This is a genomic window from Micromonospora sp. LOL_015 (assembly GCF_048060275.1).
In the GTDB taxonomy this organism is placed as follows: domain Bacteria; phylum Actinomycetota; class Actinomycetes; order Mycobacteriales; family Micromonosporaceae; genus Micromonospora_E.
Genome location: NZ_JBHMIO010000123.1, coordinates 1 through 1,883, shown reverse-complemented (window position 1 = coordinate 1,883; position 1,883 = coordinate 1). Strand labels below are relative to the sequence as shown.

At 59.8% G+C, this 1,883-nt stretch carries 1 protein-coding gene; it reads right to left on the bottom strand.

Going from position 1 to position 1,883, the window contains the following annotated elements; genetic code table 11:
* Positions 1-44: 44 nt before the first annotated feature.
* Positions 45-677 carry an MFS transporter gene (locus ACFHWU_RS29035; RefSeq protein WP_416592283.1) on the bottom strand — a complete coding sequence of 211 codons (633 nt, stop codon included), beginning with the start codon at positions 675-677 and terminating at the stop codon, positions 45-47.
* Positions 678-1,883 lie beyond the last annotated feature (1,206 nt).

Genomic DNA, 1,883 nt, shown 5'->3' with positions numbered 1-1,883 from the left:
AACCACCTGAACCGAGTACCGGCACTACACCCAGTCGCGAACCGTTACTCGCAAAGGCTCAATGACAGTGAAGGGCCAACTCTATCATTTTGAAATCGCGATCTAATCTTTCGAACGGCGACAAATGAGACCAAGTATGTAATTGCGTCGACGAGGAACGGCACAAACCGGGCTATTCCAAACAGCAATCCGCCAACCGGGGGTCCTGCGAACGCCACACCATGCATACGCGCCTCGTTTCGCGCTAGCGCAGTCCCGAGCTGCTCACGCGGAACCACATGCCGCAATACTCCATTCTGTGCCGACTCAAACAAGACCCCAGCTACTGATTCTATGGAAACAACAACTATGATTAGTGCGAGATTGACACTTTCAAAGAGTATCGCCAGAGCAAGCGTCCCGAGAGCGATCGCCCGAATCGATTCACAGATAAGCATTAGCCGACGCCGGTCCCACCGATCTGCGAGAGCGCCAGCGGGGAGTCGAAGTAGAAGACGACCGCCCACACCTATCGACCCGACAACGCCTGCAGCCCCGGCGGATCCCGTGACGGCGAGAACCAAGAGCGGATACGCAAGGATAGAAGCACGCGATCCAAGCTGAGATAATGTCCCACTTACCCAAAGGAGCATAAAGTCACGATTCCGGTTCAACGGGACGCGGGCATCGTTTGGCATGCGAGTTACCTCAGAGACCTTCCTTCAAAGGAAAAACAGCTCGCTGAGTTTCGCCGATCAGAGCCCGCGATGTCAATGCCGGTCCATCGACGCCGTGAGGGGGCGTTCGAACCGACGTAGATCAGTTTGCCACTGCCCCCACGGCTACTCATCATCTGATGAGTTCTCCGACACGGCAGAACTTCCTGGTCATGGTGCGAACGAACCCTCGGGTAGCTTCCGCGATGTCGGCACACACTGACGGGGGCTGAGGCGTTGATCGCATGGTGTGTAGCGAGGACGGTCCCTGGGCACGGATCGGCTACAGTATGCAATGAGGACGAGCTCTCGCGGTAGCAGGTATCGCGGATGTAGCGCAGTATCCATTGGCCGCGTGTGTAGGCGACCTGCCCAGCGGGTGCCAACGGTCGTTTGATCGGCCCTGATCCGCTTCCTGTGGAGTGGTGGTGGACGGTGGGCGGTCCTGGTTCGGCATGGAGGATGCGGTGTCGTAGCAGGTCGAAGGCCGCGTGGCCGTACATCTGGCGTTCGAGCATCTGGCAGCATCCGGGCCGGGACCGCAGGCAGAGAGCCGCGCGAGGCAGCGGTTTCTGCGCGATCAGCGATTCCGATGGGTTGACGCCTGGCGGATGCAGGGCGCAGCCGGTGCGGCGGGCGCGTGTGCACCTTGTCGGCGGATGGTTGTAGGTATCGGCGTACTGGGCGCATTGAGAGCACCGAAGAGCGCCCGCAGGTTCTCCTTTGATCAGGAACACGAACTGGCCCGCTGTGTCAACGCATGGTCGAGGATCTGCAGCACGGCACGAGGTCGGTGGCAGGCAGGGTCTCATTCTCCCGCTGCAGCTCGGCTACCCCACGCTGGAGAGGCGACCTCCGCGTCCATGTCCCCACCGACACAACGTCGCCTGCTCGTTACGGTCTGCCGCTGCTGCTCACGAACCGAGTTCCGCAAGATCTCGTAACTCATCCTCAGCGCACAGGCGATCCGGATAGCCGCCTTCCCTACGAGCGGACCGGATTGATCGCATCGCGCTGAAACTCTCCATGCACTTCGATTGGTCCCCACGGGACACCCGACTCTTTGGACAAAATGTCCAGTCTCATGGCGTCCACAGCTCGTGGGAAGGCCAGTAACCGCTGAGCTAAGCCTCGATCCACCGATGAAGGTTGGACCGGCAGGACCCCGGATGTAGAAAGTGCCCTCTG